The following is a 17,364-nucleotide window of genomic DNA, read 5'->3' on the forward strand; positions in this document are numbered from 1 at the left end:
TTTATGAGTTATAAATCTGATACTAATACCAAAATAGCGCAAAAGTAATTGTCCATTTAGCAACTATCTATATAGCGAATGATTTAGATAAGGGATGATTTTCCAAATCCGATTCTAAGTACTTCTTCACCAAAGTCTGAACAGAATCCACATGCATCTTATCCATCACCCTGGCTTTATGCACCTTAATTGTGGCATCTGTAGTGCCTAGCTTAACAGCAATATCCTTGTTTAAAAGCCCCGCAACCAACCAAGCACAGACCTCTCGCTCCCTAGGGGTCAGACTTTCATAATCCCTCTTGGTCTCAACATCCATTGAGACACGTTTGAGTTGGCGACCATCAAAATCAATTGCATCGGCTACTGCCTTTAACAATTCTTCTAGATTGAATGGCTTAAATAAGAAGTCAAGAGCCCCTTTCTTGAGACTCTGAACGATTTGGTGCGGGTGACTTTGACCACTTACGAACACAATGGGTGTCTTACGACCAATTTTGAGAAGCTGTTCCTGCAAATCTAGGCCTGTCATGTCTGGCATTTGCATATCCAACAGAATGACTGCAGGTGAAACTGGTGCAGACTTTTCTAGAAATCCTTTGGCCGATGCGTAGTCCTCAACCAGGTAACCAAGATCTCGCAACATACGAGACAGTGACACCCGCATAGACTCATCATCGTCAATTAAATAGATATACCCAACTTTAGTCATTGAATCCAAAGGAAAAAAGCAATAGATGAGCTAATGTACTAGAGCCTGTTTTACTAAGCTATTAGCTATCAAGCTAACATCATTACCTAAATCGATGAATTCATTGATAATTCTGTGTTGCGGTGCAACACGAAAGCGGCCCAAACCTTCATTTATAGCCTAAGGAGCTTTCCATCGCATCTCACGGCACAATAGAGCCTATCAAAAATAACCCTTTTCTGGAGTAATAAGCATGAAACGCCTTAATGAACGCTCACGCATGGTCACCGAGGGAGTCGCTCGCGCACCAAACCGTTCAATGTATTACGCAATGGGCTATCAAGAAAAGGACTTTTCTAAGCCCATGGTTGGAGTTGCTAACGGTCACTCCACGATTACCCCTTGCAACAGTGGCTTACAAAAATTAAGCGATGCTGTTGTGATTGCACTAGAAGAAGCTGGCGCAAAAGCCCAAATGTTCGGCACACCAACAGTGTCTGATGGCATTGGTATGGGAACTGAAGGCATGAAATATTCCCTCGTTTCTCGCGAAGTCATTGCTGACAGTATTGAAACTTGCGTCAATGGCTTGTGGCAAGACGGTGTCGTAGTGATTGGTGGTTGCGATAAAAATATGCCTGGTGGCATGATGGCAATTGCACGCACTAACGTTCCTGCAATTTATGTTTACGGCGGCACAATAAAGCCGGGCCATTACAAAGGTAAAGACCTCAATATTGTTTCTGCATTCGAAGCTGTTGGTGAATTTACTTCTGGTCGTATGAGTGAAGAAGACCTCAAAGGGGTAGAACAACATGCCTGTCCAGGCAGCGGTTCCTGTGGCGGCATGTATACCGCCAATACCATGAGCTCTTCCTTTGAAGCCCTGGGTATGAGCCTCCCTTACTCTTCCACCATGGCGAATGAAGATGCCGAGAAAGTGGCTAGCGCTGCGGAATCTGCACGTGTATTAGTTGAAGCCATTAAAAATAATCTGCGCCCGCGCGACATCATTACCAAAAAATCGATTGAGAACGCAGTTAGCGTGATCATGGCTGTAGGTGGATCTACCAATGCGGTATTACATTTCTTGGCAATCACCAGCGCCGCTGAAATTGATTGGACAATTGATGACTTTGAACGCATACGTAAGCGCGTTCCAGTCATCGTGGATATGAAACCATCAGGCACTTATTTGGCAACAGATTTACATCAAGCTGGTGGCATTCCACAAGTAATGAAGATTTTGTTAGACGGCGGTTTATTGCATGGTGATTGCATGACGATTACTGGCGAGACAATTGCTGAGGTATTGAAGGATGTTCCATCCGTGCCACGTGCTGATCAAAAAGTGATTCGTACTCTAGATAATCCTTTGTATAAGCAAGGTCACTTAGCCATTCTGAAGGGCAATATCTCTCCCGAAGGTTGTGTCGCAAAGATTACTGGCCTCAAGAACCCATCCATTACGGGTCCTGCTCGTGTATTTAATTCTGAAGACGATGCCATGGCTGCCATCATGGCGCAAAAGATTAAAGATGGTGACATCGTAATCATTCGCTACGAGGGCCCTAAAGGTGGCCCCGGCATGCGTGAGATGCTCTCCCCTACTTCTGCCTTAGTTGGTCAAGGCTTGGGTGAATCCGTTGGCCTCATTACCGACGGTCGTTTCTCGGGCGGAACATGGGGTATGGTGGTAGGTCACGTCGCACCTGAAGCCTATGTTGGCGGAACAATCGCTCTCATTAACGAAGGTGACTCGGTGACCATCGATGCACATAAGCTTCTGATTCAACTTAATGTGAGTGATGAAGAGATTGCAAAACGCCGCGCAGCATGGAAACAACCTAAGCCGCGTTACACCCGCGGCCTCTTGGCTAAATATGCAAGTCTTGCAAGCAGCGCAAGTAAGGGTGCAGTAACCGATTTGGATTTAGACCTCACCTAGTCTTTGCCTCATAAAGCAAAAGCCCCTGAATAAAATCAGGGGCTTTTTTTATCATTCAATCAAGATATATCAATGTTTATCGTGCATCGCTCCAACGGCATTTACTGGCAGTTTTACTTCTACCTCGCCTGCCTTAGCAAACTTCAACTTAACCGGAACGGTTTGACCGGCATTAAATGGCCCCTTAAGATTTAGGAACATCAAGTGGTAGCCGCCTGGCTTGAGTTCTACAGCACCATTAGCAGGTACAGCAATATCTTTCACTTGACGCATTTTCATGACGTTGCCATCCATGCTCATCTCGTGTAGCTGAACTTCACCAGCAACAGGAGAACTTGCTGATACCAGTTGATCAGCAGTGCCTTTATTTTCAATCTTCATAAACCCACCCGCTACCTGCTGACCTGGTGCAGTAGCACGTGTGTAGGCATTTTCAATTTTGATTGCATTAGTGGTGACGGTCTTTGAAACGTCTTGAGCCATCAATGATCCACAGAATCCCAAACTGAGAATGCTGATGGATAGCGTTTTTAATAATGATCTTTTCATTTACTTCTCCTTAATTAATCTTGCCAAATCTCTTATGTACCAATGGTGTACCACTGCTTTAATTTCTCAAAATCCATACTGCCAGTCTTGCGAATCACTTTCCCATTTTTATTAACCAATAATGTCATTGGAGTTTCACCGCGCCATTTGGGATCAATCTCATAACGCAATGCATCATCAAAAGGTGATGCCAAGGTGTAGTTGCCGATAGGATTGACATTAGCGGCTGTGAGCATCTTGGATGCACTCTCTGAGGAAACATCATCAACCTGAATAAAGATAATTTTGGCGTTTTTATTTTGACTTAGAAATTTTCCCCATAACGGCATTTCTTTTGCGCAAGGCGAGCAAGTAACACCCCAAAAATGAATTACAACAGGCTGCCCTGCATAAGGCTTAGTAAAAGTCTTCCAATCGCCCTTTTGATATGGCTTTAATGCGGTACTTTGGGCAAATACAGACTGCATAAATGCCAAGCTGATAAATAAGATGCTCAGTAGTTTATTCATGATTTTGAGTTTAATGGAATCAATTGATACCCATCTTCACGAGTGAGCCATGAGAGGTAAACCTCTTTTCCATGACTGATCAGTAAAGGGTGATCACTATATCCAGCCGTAGCACTGATTAACTTTGGGGCCGACCAACTCTTTCCATCATCAAGTGATTTTTTTAGGTATATAGAAGTTTTCGCGCCATCAAACTCTTTCCAGACCAGCCAAACGGATTGATCGATTGCTAACAAATAAGGTCTTGATACATTAGCGTTTTCTACGCCAATTCTTTGGGGCTTGGAATAGGTTTCGCCTTGATTGATAGAGCTAGCATAAAAAACACCCGAGCGAGTGCGACCTTGCGTAAACCAAGCTACATGGATTTTCCCTGAGGTCGATATAGCGATAGTTGGTCCATGATGCGGGCAAGCGTCTGTTTTCCACTCATCTCGAGCAACGCGTTGAGTCTTGCCGGCACCCATTTGCGTAATGATCTGAGTCGCATGGTCCCGAATGCCGCCCGGGAATATCGCACGGTACACAATTCCAACTCCACCCTGAGGATCCACACTAGCTCCAATGCGACAGCACTCACAACTAGCTTCATTGGCAATTGATTCCGGAGCGAAACTATTGCCGCCATCATTAGAAAAGGAATAGGCTATGGATCCACCTAAACGTTGCTGCCCTGACTTCTTGGCATCAGCCACTAAGCGCTTATCAATCCATGCAATAAAGATAGAGTTATCAGGTCGAATAACAACTGATGGAAAGCGCTGACTAGAGCTATCCTTCACCAAAGATTGGGGCTGAGAAAACGTTTTACCCCCATCAGAGGACCTTGCAATATTGATCTGGGCGTTCCAATTGGAATCTTTGAAAAATGCATAAGCCAGCAACGCATTGCCAGTTGCGTCAGCAACAATTTGTGCACGCGCATCAGCGCCGGCATCCAAAGACTTCCCATGCTCAGCAATAACCACAGGGGTAGAAAACGTATTTCCCTTATCCATCGACTGAGCAACAGAAACCACGCCGCCCCCAGTCCATGCCAGCAATAACTTGCCATCTGCCATAAAGAATGGAGTTGCTGCATTTGCGCAATCCAATCCAGACCCAGTGCAAGCGGTAGGCTTTGCAAGAGAGGCACTCATCATGTGAGATGAGTGATCCATTTGGGCAAACGCAGAATTAAATGCGACCAACCCCAAAACACTCATCAAGAGAGCTTTAAATGATAGATGGGAAGAGGATTTAAGCATTAGAAGATGATACGCGCGCCAACAGTGATTGCCTGAGGCATACCTGCCTGATAGCTTGTGGCTGTTGTAGCCGAATTAAAAGTAATGTAATTACGGTTGAACAAGTTAACAACGGAAGCAAAAATAGTTGCTTGTTGTGTCAGCTCATAATTTGCCCTCATTCCAACAACAGCATAAGCTGGCACTGGCAAGCTATGGCTAGTATTCATCCAAGAGTTACCTACATAGCGCACATTTGCGGTGAGACTGGCTTTAGGAATGGGGTAATACGTTATGCCCGCATTCCCCAAGTTTCGCGGCACACCACCGATTTGATTGCCGACATATGGAGCATCACTAGTTGTGGTTGATGTTAATGAAGTCCTCGTATAAGCATACCCAGCATCCAAAGCCCACATAGGACTTAAATCATGATGAAACTCAACCTCTAGGCCTTGGCTTAGTAAATTCTGATTATTTGTATAGTAGCTAATCGACTTTGATACACAGTTTCCCGCAGAAGCTGACAGAGGATTCGCGCCATTAGTTACGCCACATAAACTTTGCGCCAATGCAACATCTGAAGCACTTGAAGCGCTAAGACTATAAGTTGCCACAGCATTCCTTACATAATTATTAAACCCTGTAATCTGAAAAAAACCTTCTTTCCAGCGATAGTCTGAACCAAACTCGTAACCAGTCATCGTCTCAGGCGTTAAGTAAGGATTTGCGAAGTAGTTGCCTCCGCTTGAGGAAGCATATGAGCGGAGCGTATTGTTAAGACCCGGCGCATGAAATGCTTGGTAAGCGGCAGACCTTAAGTCCCATCCCTTGGATAAGTTGTACAAAAAACCTAAAGTTGGACTTAACTGAGTTTTGCTCTGGTTTGGAATATTTTGATAAGCAGGATTTGAACCATTTGAGCCCGTATTGTAATAAGTCGGAGTTTGACTAGTCCAATAATCTACGCGCGCAGCAAGTGTAGTTTCCAACGGAATAACATCACTTTTTGATTTAATTTGCCCCATCAAGCCACTAAAGTTCTGCTGCCCCTGACCATAATTGATTGAACTAATACCACCTGTTGTGGTGAGATTATTTGTCTGATTTGACCCAGATATATTTCTAACATCAACTGCAGCCACATACTGATCGATTAGACCTTTTACTTCTTTGGTGTACTGAACAGAGGCGCCCAAAGTAGAATATGGGTTTTGATAATTAGCGCTAATGTACCCGGTACCGGTTGCAATATGCGCTGGATTTAGCGATGAGCTTACCGCTGCTGCAGAACCATTTTGCTTATTAAAAATAGTATTTTCATAGAACAAGTTCGCTTGAACTTTCGAGCTATCATCCAATCGAGTGGTTGTTCCACCAGCAAAATCTACTTCCTGCATAAGGTTGGTAGCAAAACCATAATTACTAGAGATATCGTTCATCGTGTGATATCCCATTCTAAAAAATCCATCAGTACCTTGAGATGCTTTGAAGTTCCCTTGAAGTCGCATATTGGTATTTTTTGACCAAGAAGAATTTTGCCCAGGGCTTATATTTGCCGGGGAAGCTGGATAGATTGTTGCTATATTCTGATAGCCTTCAGTTCCAAAATAATCAGCTGAAAATCTTAGCTGCATAGCGTCTGACACAATGATGTCTTTTGAGGCCGCGACATTTCCAGTGCCAAATGCACCATAACTAGCAGACACGTCTTGTTGACTATTTTTAGGATTTTTAGTGTTGACGTTAATGACACCGCCCATACCGTAGTTTCCCCATAAACTAGAAACCCCTCCTCGAATAAACTCCACTGTATCTATTGAAGAAAGCGGCACAAGATTCCACTGGATTGTTCCGTAGAATGCATCATTTAGGGGAACACCATCCACCATCACCAAGGTTCTTGAATTACCAAGGCCGCGAACGTTAATACTTTGTCCGGTTGGATCTTTCTGGTAGTAGGGTACGTCATTAAGAAAAACGCCTGGAGTGTTTTTCAAGACTTGATCAATTGTCTGATCTGGTGAGGACTCTATAACTTCTTTAGTCAATACAGTAGTGTTGAGCGGAATTTCATCCAAAGGCGTACCCGAGCGAGTAGCATTCACAATGACATTACCTAAGCGCTGATCATAATCAGGCGGTGGCGCAACTTGAGCCTGCACACATACATATACGAATATCAAACCAATGCTTATGCTAATTTTCTTTTGCTTCAACAACATTTACTTCTCCACACAATACTACGGCAACTTAGTTACGACTGTGTTGCCAAATACATAGCTAGGCTATGCCCTAAGGTTTATTTAGGTTTGTGTTGGAGGTGCTGCTGAAGGAGGAGTTACCCAAACAGCAAGTGGCTTGGGTGATTGATAGAAAAGCTGAGGCAGCAACGCAAAAGAGTTTGGGGCTGCAAATGTCAGATTGGTATTAAACGCTGGGGTAATGCTGCTATGGCTTAAGCAATATGGACAAGGTTGCATTTGATCTGAGAGATCTTGATCGGCAGTCTGAACATCAATTTGCATCTTAGCGCCATCTACCGAGCAAATCTCCATCGCAAAACCATGACCACCCTTCACAAGCGACACTGCTTGTGAAACTGCTGGGGCAAGTGCACTCATTGCAATGGCTACAGCTGCAATCCAATGAATAAGGCGGTTTTTGGAGACTTTCATCACAATGTGATTTTATCCGAACAAACAAAAAGGGGTCCGAAGACCCCTTTTCTTAGGCTTTTAGCCAAATTACATTGAAGCAGAACGCTCGATAAGTTTGCGACGCATTGGGCGTAATACAAACCAAGCCAAAATTGCAGCAGTTCCATTCAAGAAACTAGCAACCCAGAATACTGCTTCCCAACCACCAGTCATCGTTACCAATACGCTAGACAAAGGAACTAACAATGAAGCTGTACCTTTTGCTGTGTAGAGGAGACCTGCGTTACCAGCAGCATAGGTAGAGCCGAATGTGTCAGCATTGGTTGATGGGAACAAGCTGTAAATCTCACCCCATGCAAAGAATACTAAACCAGTCAACAACACAAACATTACTGGATCACGACCGAGGTAGTACAAACCAAGAATACCTAAGCACTCAAATGTGAAGCAAAGAGTCATTGTCTGTTCGCGACCAATCTTGTCAGATACCCAACCGAAGAATGGACGGGTTAAGCCGTTCAATACACGGTCAACTGTCAATGCGAAGGTCAATGCAGGTAATGCCAATCCCATCAAGCTCACGGTTACGCCAGCAATTTGGAAGTCTTTAGCAATTGGGCCTAATTGTGCGGTAGCCATCAAGCCACCAGCAGCAACCATCACGAACATCACATACATGATCCAGAATACTGGCTGCTTAACCATTTCCATTGGACGGAAGTCTTTACGAGTCTGAACCACTGCAGCCTTGACTGTAGTAATGGCACTCTTAATAGGCTTAGAGAGCAACAAGCTCAAGACCACAACGATCGCGCCTTGCCAGATACCAAAGTACCAGAACGCATCTTGATAGCCTTGGTTAGCAATCATGTTTGCAATTGGAATAACAGTCAATGCAGAACCTGCACCGAAACCAGCAGCTGTCATACCAGCAGCTAAACCACGACGATCTGGGAACCACTTAAGTGCATTACCTACACAAGTACCATAAACAGCACCAGCGCCAACACCGCTCACAGCAGCTGCAATGTAAAGCATAGTTAAAGTATCGGCATGGGCGTTCATCATCCAGCCAATACCGCACAAGATGCCGCCGAAGAATACAACTGGGCGTGGGCCAAATTTATCAACGAGGCATCCCTCGATTGGAACCAACCAAGTTTCTGTCAATACGAAAATGGTGAAAGCAACTTGAATCGCTGCACGACCCCATCCAAACTTCGCATCAATTGGGTTTACGAATAAAGTCCAACCATATTGCAAGTTCGCAATCATCGACATACAGATAATGCCGATTAGTAGCTGAAACCAACGACCTCCTAGAGGTCCTGCAGTTTTCTCGCCGCTCATACTAAATCTCCTATTTATGCTTTTATATGTGTCAATCCGAAATAAATCGGTAACTGATTGTTAAGGATTTGTGACATAGAGATCTTGACAGTAATCAAGTTTTGTTCAAATCCACACTAGTGATTACCCTCGTCATAACCCCATGATATTTGGGTCTATTTCACTCCTAAGGGGCTAGTACGCATCACTTTAGGAAATCTTTTAGACAAAGAAAAAGCCACCCGAAGGTGGCTTTTTTAATCTGTAATTTTTTTCAATTACATGCCGCGGTAAGCGCCGTCGAAATCGTAGTGACGAGCCTGCTTTTGGCTTGGTTTGCTTTCAGTAAAAAGCTGGTTGATCATATTCAATAGAACAGTCATTTGAATCTCCTTAAGGGTTAATACCTAGATTATAACCCTAATATTATTGCGGTGCAACAGCATTGGAGCGTACGCAATTTAAGAGATCTCTACTTAAATATTGCCTTAAGTATTTGTTTTTATTGTGTATTTATGATTCAGAGAACAAGAAGAGTGGTGCCGCTTGCCGGAATCGAACTGGCGACCTTTTCATTACGAATGAACTGCTCTACCGACTGAGCTAAAGCGGCTTACCGCAATAAATTCTAGCGGAAACGGTCCAAAAGCTTCTTGCTGACCTTATCTAGGGCAGTTGAGTCTTTAATGAGAAATTGCAAGCCGTTCGAGTCTGCAATCAACAGGGTATTGCCAGCGATTCTGCGGATGTCCTCCTCGCCTTTTAAGCGAATTCGGGTAGGGCCTCTGTCAGTTTCGATATCCCAAATACTTGGAGTGGCAAACGTTGAGACCTTAGTAATTTTCTCAATGACGGGCATAAATTCACGGGCAGCCAATTCTTCTTCAATGAGTTGAAGTTCTTGCTTTGGAATTACCGCAACATCGGGATACCAAAATACTTCTTTACCAGACTGATCCATGATCCCAATTCCAGCACTAGGAGCTGTAATCGGAAACGCGCGCACTGGATGTACGCCAACATGCGAATGACCTTTGGTATCGACAAACACTAAACGTCCAAGTGAATCACGCGTCAATTGATGTGAGGTCTGTCTCATACCCCTCCTCCAACATTCTTAGCAATCTCTTGTAGCTTCTCTTCGTGCTGCTCTTCTTTATTTTCTTCTTTGCTTTCCTCTAAGCTCTCGCCAATCGCACCACCCTCAACTAACTCAGCAGCATGACGTAATTGTGCTTGATACAAGGTGTAATAAGCACCTTGCGCATCCATGAGTTGCTCATGAGAACCGATCTCTACAATTTCACCTTTATCCAGCACCACAAGGCGGTCAGCCTTTCTGAGAGTAGATAGGCGGTGTGCAATCGCAATCGTCGTGCGACCTTTAACCAAATTATCCAATGCGCGCTGAATTTCTTTTTCAGTAGTTGTGTCGACCGATGATGTTGCTTCGTCCAGGATCAAAATACTTGGATTAATGAGAAGTGCGCGTGCAATCGAGATACGTTGACGCTCACCACCAGATAAGGACTGACCACGCTCACCCACGAGTGAGTCGTAACCTAATGGCAGGCGAAGGATAAATTCATGGGCATGTGCAGCACGCGCTGCTTCAATGATTTCTTCACGGGTAGCATCAGGCTTGCCGTAAGCAATATTTTCTGCAATCGTGCCAAAGAATAAGAATGGCTCTTGCAAAACCAAACCAATACATTTGCGATAGTCGGCAATCGCAATACTACGAATGTCGCGACCATCTAAAGCGATAGAACCAGCGCTCACATCGTAAAAACGGCATATCAAATTCACCAAAGTGCTCTTGCCAGAACCGCTATGCCCTACCAAACCAATCATTTCGCCTGGGGCAATATCTAAATCAATCCCTTTGGATACCGCACGATTACCGTAGCGAAAACCGACGCCACGCAAAGAGATGCGACCTTTTACTGGGCCTAGAGGTACTGGGTTGATGGGCTCAGGAACACTCGAGACGTGATCCAAAATGTCAAAGATACGCTTTGCGCCAGCCGCCGCTTTTTGGGTATGGGACACAATGCGACTCATCGAATCTAAACGTACATAAAAACGTCCGATGTAGGCGAGGAAAGCAATCAATACACCAACGGTAACTTTTTGATGTGCAACTTGCCAGATACCAAAACCCCAAACAACTAATAAACCGGTTTCAGTCAACAAAGTGACTGTTGGTGAGAATAATCCCCAGACACGATTCACACGATCGTTAATTTGCAGATTATGTTTATTGGAATCTACAAAACGTTTGAGCTCGCGATCTTCTTGCGCAAATGCTTTTACTACCCGTATACCTGGGATCGTATCAGCCAAAATATTGGTCACTTCAGACCAAATACGATCAATCTTCTCAAAACCAAAACGCAAACGATCACGCACAACATGAATCATCCACACGATAAATGGGAGCGGCGCCAGGGTCACTAAAGCCAACAACGGATCAATCGATACTAGGATTGCGGCAGTCATGGTGATCATGAGGACATCAGTCGCAAAGTCAAGCGCGTAAAGGGATAGAAAGACGCAGATACGATCAGTCTCTGTGCCAATACGAGCAATCAAATCACCCGTGCGTTTGCCACCAAAGTATTCAAGTGAGAGCTTAAGTAAGTGTTCAAATGTTGTATTGCGAAGATCGGCCCCAATACGTTCACTCACTAATGCAAGTAAATACGTCTTCCACCAACCCAAACCCCAGGCGATGATGGCAGCACCAAATAGTGCCAATAAGTATTTAGTTGCTAAATGAAAATCAATTGGATTGCCACGCTCATAGGGAATCAAAACATGATCCATCAACGGCATGGTGAGATAGGGCGGGATTAATGTTGCACCAGTCGATAGTAGCGTGAGAACAAAGCCGAGTAGCAACTGTTTTTGATAAGGCTTAGCAAAACGCCAGAGCTTAAACAAAGTCCAAGTAGATGGCGGCTTGTCATCTTCAGGATCACAGCTAGGACAAGCATCGGAGTTTGCTGGTTTAGGACTTAAACAAACCGGACACACTTGCTTGTCATACTCACTGACCTCTGCGTCATTGCGCTCTTCACCACGAGTGAGCAGCTTAAAACTAGACTGCAGACGTAAAACTTGAGGATTGACTGCTAATGTGAAATACCAAATTCTTTGCAGAGCATCGGCAGTTTCAAGTTTTAAATGCCCCACTCCGGCATGGTCGCCATGAATGAGATGCTCTGCAGAGCTAATAGGCCAAGTTTCAAACTTGGCACCGTCCGTCCAAAACAAACCCTGGTCAGTAAGCCAAAGCAGACTTTTTTGAAAGCGTAAATCAGCACCCAAATCTAATTCAACCCAAGCCAGCACTGCCTCTAAGCTCTGAATGGGGGAATTTTTACCCCCAAGAACAGCCTGCCAATCGCTTGGCAGCGCAGGAGCAAAAGGTAGGATGGATGGCTTCATTAACCCCAAAAGTATAGTGGAGCTGGATTTTTTAGATTTATTGCTACTGTCAACTTTCAGGGGTAGAAAACCGTTAAATTAGCGAAGCAGTCCTTTTTATGTATTTTTGCAATTTTTGTGGATTTTGAAGAAAACTAAAAATAGAGAGACAGTCAGCTGCACCGACCCCTGAAGCCTGGTGCCGACCCCTCGCAATACCTTAAATGCCCCAATTACTAGATAAATCCATCGAGATCCTGAGTGTTAAGCATCTCCGTGGCCCCAATATGTGGACTTACCATCCCGTTATTGAGGTTTGGATTGATATTGGGGATTTAGAGGACTATCCCTCTAATCTCATTCCTGGCTTTTATGACCGCCTGGTCAAAGCCCTTCCTAGTCTTGTCGAGCATCGCTGTAGCTATGGAGAAACGGGTGGCTTTCTAAAGCGTGTTGAAGAAGGCACTTGGCCAGCGCACATCATGGAGCACCTCACACTTGAGCTGCAAAATCTTGCAGGCATTCCCGGTGGTTTTGGTAAAGCGCGTGATGGTGATCGTCGCAGCGTTTACAAAGTGATGGTCAGCGCCATCAATGAAGAAGTTACTCTTACCGCATTAAAGTACGCTCGCGATCTTTATCTCGCCCTTGCGCAAGACCAAGCGGACTGCGTTGCCTTAGTTCAAGACATTATTGAAAAGCTACGCGATCTTGGCGATGATTTATTGCTAGGCCCTAGTACAGCTTGCATCGTTAACGCAGCAGAAGAGCGCGGCATTCCTTCCATTCGTTTATCTGAAGGTAATTTAGTTCAGCTCGGCTATGGCGCAAAGCAGCGTCGCATCTGGACTGCTGAGACAGACCAGACCAGCGCAATTGCGGAAACCATCTCCAGAGACAAAGACCTCACCAAAAGTCTATTGCGTAGTGCAGGCGTTCCCACACCAGAAGGTAGAACGGTTACCAGTCCAGATGATGCGTGGGAAGCAGCCCAAGATATTGGCTTGCCAGTGGTTGTGAAGCCAATCGATGGCAATCATGGTCGTGGCGTATTTATTAATCTATATACCCAGCAAGAAATTGAAGCTGCTTATGCAGTAGCAATTGATGAAGGTAGTGAAGTATTGGTTGAACGTCATATTGTTGGCGATGAACACCGTTTGCTAGTAGTAGGCAATAAAGTGGTTGCGGCTGCTAAAGGTGAAACTGTATGGGTCACTGGCGACGGTAAACATACAGTCCAAGAATTGATTCAGATTCAGATTAACTCTGATCCGCGTCGCGGCACTGCTGAGGAGCATCCTCTCAATCCTGTGCGCATTGATTCTGCAGTAGAGCTTGAGCTTGCGCGTCAACAGCTGACTGGCTCTAGCATCCCTGCGGTGGACCATAAAGTATTAATTCAGAGTAATGGCAACGTAGCATTTGATGTGACCGACTTAGTGCATCCCGATGTTGCTAGCCAAGTCGCCTTAGCGGCACGTGTTGTTGGCTTAGAAATTGCGGGTGTTGATCTAGTCGCACAAGATATTAGCCGTCCTCTTGCAGAGCAAAATGCTGCAATCGTTGAGGTCAATGCTGGCCCAGGCCTATTAATGCACCTCAAGCCTGCTAGCGGCAAACCACAGCCGGTTGGTAAAGAGATTGCGAACCACCTCTTTCCGCCTGGAACGGACTTCCGTATTCCACTAGTAGGTATTTGTGGCGAAAGCGGCAAGACACCAGTTGCTGAAATGGTTGCTCACTTTCTGCGCCTTACCAACGTCTATGTTGGCCTGTCTTGCAGCAAAGGTTTATTTTTTGGTAATCGCGCTATTCCGAACACCAATGTATCGAATTGGGAAAATGCCCGTCGCACTTTACTCAACCGCGCTGTAGAAGCGGCTGTGATTGAGAACAATCACCTATCTATGCTCATTGAAGGCCTAGCCTACGATCGTTGCCAAGTTGGTGTCGTGCTCAACGTGAATCCCAAAGCAAACTTCCCGCAGTACGCAATCTACGATGAAGACCAAGTCTTCAGCATTGTGCGCACACAAATTGATGTTGTTCTTCCAACCGGTGTTGGTGTTCTGAACGCAGATGATCCCATGTGCGTACAAATGGCTGAGCTCTGTGATGGCGAAGTCATTTTCTTTAGTGAGAACTCAGATTCAGAAGTCGTTAAGATATATCTACAAAATGGTGGCCGCGCAGTGCTAGTTGGCAAACAACAAATCACCCTGAAATCAGGCAAGCTAGATCAAAAATCGATTCCAGTGCCACGCCACTCTGAAGCCAACAGTGCAAGCCCATGGAAGACAATGAATCTTGGCGCCGCCATTGCTGCTGCTTGGGCTTTAGATATTCCGTTTAATGTGATTGAGGCTGGTGCAGAAACTTTCGTACCAGACGCTACAACTATCATAGGGGCTTAATTGGAAATTACCCGTATTCGTATGCTACGTGGCCCCAATTTATGGAGCCGTCATACTGCTTTAGAAGCGATTGTGACTTGCGAACCTGCAGAGCGCTCGATTGATGCCATTCCTCAGTTCGAAACCAAGATTCGCGAACGCTTTCCACAACTTGGCAGCATGCGTCGCGGTGGTTATACAGAAGTTTTGTCCCTTGCTCATGCACTAGAACATGCGGCACTAGGCTTGCAAGCACAAGCTGGCTGCCCTGTCACTTTTAGTCGAACCGTACAAACCATCGACGAAGGCGTCTATCAAGTAGTTGTCGAATATATTGAAGAAGTTGTTGGCCGCATGGCTTTCGACTTTGGTTTTGCTCTTATTCAAGCAACCTTAAATGATGCGCCCTTTGATTTAGCTGCCGCTCTATCTGAACTTGAAGCGCTTTATGAGGATGTGCGTCTTGGTCCAAGCACTGGCTCCATTGTGGATGCCGCCGTGCAGCGTAATATTCCCTTCCGCCGCATGACCGAGGGCAGCATGGTGCAGTTTGGCTGGGGTAGCAAACAAAAGCGTATTCAAGCAGCTGAAACTAGCGATACCAGTGCAATTGCCGAAGCGATTGCACAAGATAAAGAACTCACCAAGAATCTGCTTGCAGCGGCCGGTGTATCGGTTCCGATTGGCGAGGTTGTAACTAATGCAGATGATGCTTGGCGTGCTGCACAAAAAATTGGCGGCCCGATTGTTCTCAAACCAAAAGATGGCAATCAAGGTAAAGGTGTTGTTGCTAATATCCAAACCGAAGAAGAGGTGCGTGCTGGCTTTGAGGTCACCCAAGCTTTTGGTCGTGAAACGATTGTGGAACGTTACTTGCCTGGTGCTGACTATCGCCTCCTTGTGGTTGGCAATCGTCTGTCAGCTGCAGCCCGTCGTGAGCCTGCCCAAGTAGTTGGTGATGGCAAGCATACCGTTGCGGAACTGGTAGAAAAAGAAAATCAAAATCCATTGCGTGGTGATGGTCACGCAACTGCATTAACTAAAATTCGTTTCGACGATATTGCCCTTGCTCATTTAGCAAGTAATGGACTCTCACCACAATATGTACCTAAGACCGGTGAACGCGTTCTATTGCGCAACAATGCCAACTTGAGCACTGGCGGCACCGCTACTGATGTTACTGATGACGTTCACCCAGATGTTGCTGCAAGCGCAGTAGCAGCAGCTCAAATGATTGGTTTAGATATTGCCGGCGTCGATATTCTGTGTGAATCTATCTATAAGCCTCTGGAGCAACAAGGCGGCGGCATTGTTGAGGTGAATGCTGCTCCTGGATTACGCATGCACTTAAAGCCATCCTATGGCAAGGGTCGTCCTGTCGGTGAAGACATTATCAACATGATGTTTCCTCTAGGGGAAGATGGCCGTATTCCGGTAGTTGCCGTTACAGGCACCAACGGCAAAACCACCACCGTGCGTCTGATCGCTCACCTCCTTAATGAAACTGGTCTGCGAGTAGGCATGACCGGCACAGATGGCGTGTACATTAATCATCGTCTCATCGATACTGGTGATTGCAGTGGTCCTAAGAGCGCACGTAATGTATTAATGCACCCCGATGTCGATGCTGCCGTTCTTGAGACTGCTCGTGGAGGTTTATTGCGCGAGGGCCTGGGCTTTGATCGCTGTGAAGTTGCGGTTGTGACCAATATTGGCGAAGGTGATCATCTAGGCTTGAACTACATCACTAGCGTAGAAGATTTAGCAATCCTCAAACGCGTGATTGTCCAAAACGTTGCGCCAACTGGAGCCGCTGTTCTCAATGCCGCAGATCCGATGGTGGCTAAGATGGGGGATAAGTGCTCGGGCCGCGTGATCTTCTTCGCCCAGAACCAACATCACCCGGTCATCACGGCACACCGTGCTAAGAATAAGAAAGTGATCTTCTTTGATGGCACCTATATTGTTGCCTCCAAAGGTTCACGCGTGATGTACCGCTTTCCAGTAAGCGAAATTCCGCTGACCCAAAACGGAGTGTTAGGCTTTCAAATTGAAAATGCCATGGCAGCCATTGGCGCTGCTTGGGCTTTAGGTCTAGATGCTGAAAAGATTGCACGTGGCTTGCATAGTTTTGAGAGCACTGCAAATGCTGTGCCTGGACGCTTTAATCAATTCAAGCACAAAGGTGCCACCGTGATTGCTGACTACGGTCATAATCCTGATGCGATGCGCGCCCTTGCAAGCGCGGTGGAATCGATGCAACCCAAGAAAAGCCATGTGGTAATTAGTGGTGCTGGCGATCGTCGCGATGAAGATATTCGCGACCTCACCCGAATTCTTGGCAATGCATTTGATAATGTCATCCTCTATGAAGATGCTTGTCAGCGTGGTCGTGAAGATGGCGAAGTACTCAAGCTTTTACAAGAAGGCTTGGTAGGCGCCACCAAAGCTAAGCAAGTTAAAGAAATCCGTGGCGAGTTTAAAGCTATTGATACCGTCTTGAGTGAAGTCGCCGAAGGTGATGTCTGCTTGATCTTGATTGACCAAGTTGAAGAATCGCTAGCCTACCTGAAGGATAAGGTTCAGCCTTAGAGCAAACAAAAAACCCAATCATCTGATCGGGTTTT

Annotated in this window: 12 protein-coding genes and 1 tRNA gene; 3 read left to right on the forward strand and 10 right to left on the reverse strand. The window is 45.5% G+C overall.

The window, feature by feature from the left end:
- Positions 1-67 precede the first annotated feature (67 nt).
- Positions 68-709, reverse strand: coding sequence for a response regulator transcription factor (locus tag ICV38_RS06280; protein WP_215378424.1), 642 nt, complete (start codon positions 707-709; stop codon positions 68-70).
- Positions 710-941: 232 nt separating this feature from the next.
- On the opposite strand from ICV38_RS06280, the gene ilvD reads away from it, so the two are divergent.
- Positions 942-2,636: a dihydroxy-acid dehydratase gene (gene ilvD / locus ICV38_RS06285; protein ID WP_215378426.1), complete on the forward strand. Its 1,695-nt coding sequence runs from the start codon at positions 942-944 to the stop codon at positions 2,634-2,636.
- A gap of 69 nt (positions 2,637-2,705) precedes the next feature.
- Here the strand turns inward: ilvD and ICV38_RS06290 are convergent, their stop codons facing one another.
- The 9 genes from ICV38_RS06290 to ICV38_RS06330 all read right to left on the reverse strand — a co-directional run bounded on the left by ICV38_RS06290 (position 2,706) and on the right by ICV38_RS06330 (position 12,362).
- Positions 2,706-3,185 (reverse strand): copper chaperone PCu(A)C, encoded by a 480-nt coding sequence (locus tag ICV38_RS06290; protein ID WP_215378428.1) that lies wholly within the window; start codon positions 3,183-3,185, stop codon positions 2,706-2,708.
- 32 nt (positions 3,186-3,217) lie between these two features.
- Complete coding sequence (locus tag ICV38_RS06295; protein WP_215378429.1) at positions 3,218-3,694, reverse strand: TlpA disulfide reductase family protein; 477 nt, start codon at positions 3,692-3,694, stop codon at positions 3,218-3,220.
- Positions 3,691-4,899 carry an exo-alpha-sialidase gene (locus ICV38_RS06300; RefSeq protein WP_215378431.1) on the reverse strand — a complete coding sequence of 403 codons (1,209 nt, stop codon included), beginning with the start codon at positions 4,897-4,899 and terminating at the stop codon, positions 3,691-3,693. Before ICV38_RS06300 ends, ICV38_RS06295 begins: the two co-directional genes overlap by 4 nt.
- Positions 4,900-4,940: 41 nt before the next feature.
- Positions 4,941-7,145: a TonB-dependent receptor gene (locus ICV38_RS06305; RefSeq protein ID WP_215378433.1), complete on the reverse strand. Its 2,205-nt coding sequence runs from the start codon at positions 7,143-7,145 to the stop codon at positions 4,941-4,943.
- Positions 7,146-7,226: 81 nt separating this feature from the next.
- Positions 7,227-7,598 carry a DUF2946 domain-containing protein gene (locus tag ICV38_RS06310; RefSeq protein ID WP_215378435.1) on the reverse strand — a complete coding sequence of 124 codons (372 nt, stop codon included), beginning with the start codon at positions 7,596-7,598 and terminating at the stop codon, positions 7,227-7,229.
- 69 nt (positions 7,599-7,667) lie between these two features.
- Positions 7,668-8,930, reverse strand: coding sequence for an oxalate/formate MFS antiporter (gene oxlT, locus ICV38_RS06315; RefSeq protein WP_215378437.1), 1,263 nt, complete (start codon positions 8,928-8,930; stop codon positions 7,668-7,670).
- 516 nt (positions 8,931-9,446) lie between these two features.
- Positions 9,447-9,522: transfer RNA gene (locus ICV38_RS06320), tRNA-Thr, on the reverse strand.
- 15 nt (positions 9,523-9,537) lie between these two features.
- Entirely contained in the window at positions 9,538-10,008 is a 471-nt protein-coding gene (locus tag ICV38_RS06325; RefSeq protein ID WP_215378439.1) for a DUF1854 domain-containing protein, read from the reverse strand.
- Positions 10,005-12,362, reverse strand: a complete 2,358-nt coding sequence (locus ICV38_RS06330; protein WP_215378441.1) for an ABC transporter ATP-binding protein — start codon at positions 12,360-12,362, stop codon at positions 10,005-10,007. Before ICV38_RS06330 ends, ICV38_RS06325 begins: the two co-directional genes overlap by 4 nt.
- Before the next feature lie 203 nt (positions 12,363-12,565).
- Between ICV38_RS06330 and cphA (ICV38_RS06335) the strand changes: the two genes are divergently transcribed.
- Positions 12,566-14,758 (forward strand): cyanophycin synthetase, encoded by a 2,193-nt coding sequence (gene cphA / locus ICV38_RS06335; protein WP_215378443.1) that lies wholly within the window; start codon positions 12,566-12,568, stop codon positions 14,756-14,758.
- Positions 14,759-17,329 (forward strand): cyanophycin synthetase, encoded by a 2,571-nt coding sequence (cphA, locus tag ICV38_RS06340; protein WP_215378445.1) that lies wholly within the window; start codon positions 14,759-14,761, stop codon positions 17,327-17,329.
- Positions 17,330-17,364: the final 35 nt, after the last annotated feature.

This window comes from Polynucleobacter sp. MG-6-Vaara-E2, from assembly GCF_018687695.1.
Classification (GTDB): domain Bacteria; phylum Pseudomonadota; class Gammaproteobacteria; order Burkholderiales; family Burkholderiaceae; genus Polynucleobacter.

What these genes read in the sequence shown, in the direction of transcription:
- ICV38_RS06280 (WP_215378424.1), bottom strand. Translation starts at nt 709, where the DNA reads ATGACTAAAGTTGGGTATATCTATTTAATTGACGATGATGAGTCTATG.
- ilvD (WP_215378426.1), top strand. Translation starts at nt 942, where the DNA reads ATGAAACGCCTTAATGAACGCTCACGCATGGTCACCGAGGGAGTCGCT.
- ICV38_RS06290 (WP_215378428.1), bottom strand. Translation starts at nt 3,185, where the DNA reads ATGAAAAGATCATTATTAAAAACGCTATCCATCAGCATTCTCAGTTTG.
- ICV38_RS06295 (WP_215378429.1), bottom strand. Translation starts at nt 3,694, where the DNA reads ATGAATAAACTACTGAGCATCTTATTTATCAGCTTGGCATTTATGCAG.
- ICV38_RS06300 (WP_215378431.1), bottom strand. Translation starts at nt 4,899, where the DNA reads ATGAGTGTTTTGGGGTTGGTCGCATTTAATTCTGCGTTTGCCCAAATG.
- ICV38_RS06305 (WP_215378433.1), bottom strand. Translation starts at nt 7,145, where the DNA reads ATGTTGTTGAAGCAAAAGAAAATTAGCATAAGCATTGGTTTGATATTC.
- ICV38_RS06310 (WP_215378435.1), bottom strand. Translation starts at nt 7,598, where the DNA reads ATGAAAGTCTCCAAAAACCGCCTTATTCATTGGATTGCAGCTGTAGCC.
- oxlT (WP_215378437.1), bottom strand. Translation starts at nt 8,930, where the DNA reads ATGAGCGGCGAGAAAACTGCAGGACCTCTAGGAGGTCGTTGGTTTCAG.
- ICV38_RS06325 (WP_215378439.1), bottom strand. Translation starts at nt 10,008, where the DNA reads ATGAGACAGACCTCACATCAATTGACGCGTGATTCACTTGGACGTTTA.
- ICV38_RS06330 (WP_215378441.1), bottom strand. Translation starts at nt 12,362, where the DNA reads ATGAAGCCATCCATCCTACCTTTTGCTCCTGCGCTGCCAAGCGATTGG.
- cphA (WP_215378443.1), top strand. Translation starts at nt 12,566, where the DNA reads ATGCCCCAATTACTAGATAAATCCATCGAGATCCTGAGTGTTAAGCAT.